General features: G+C 67.8%; 1 protein-coding gene (only partly in view). It reads left to right on the forward strand.

Annotated elements, in window-relative coordinates:
• On the forward strand, window positions 1-366 hold part of the coding region annotated (locus BGN97_RS17980; protein WP_292704637.1) for an MFS transporter (this coding region is incomplete at its 3' end). 813 nt of the annotated region lie to the left of the window's left edge; 366 of 1179 annotated nt are visible.

Consider the following 366-nt stretch of genomic DNA (forward strand, 5'->3'; position numbering starts at 1 on the left):
CTCGCCTTCTTCGTGTCGGTCGTCGGCGACGCCGCCGACAAGAGCCTGCTGACCTGGGGCGTGACGATCGGCTCGCTGATCGGCATGTTCTCCGTTCCGTTCGCCGGACACCTCTCCGACCGCTTCGGACGCCGCACGATCTACCGCTTCGGTGCCGTGTTCATGCTGATCTACTGCTTCCCCGCCTGGTGGATGCTGTCGCTGGGCAACCACGTCCTCGCGATCGCCGTGATCGCGGTCGGCATCGGCGTGGCCGTGAACACCATGCTCGGCCCGCAGTGCGCGATGCTCCCCGAGCTGTTCGGCAACCGTCACCGCTACCTGGGCGTGGCGATCGCGCGCGAGATCTCGGCCGTGCTGGCCGGT

The sequence above is a fragment of the Microbacterium sp. 69-10 genome (genome assembly GCF_001897945.1).
Lineage (GTDB): Bacteria > Actinomycetota > Actinomycetes > Actinomycetales > Microbacteriaceae > Microbacterium.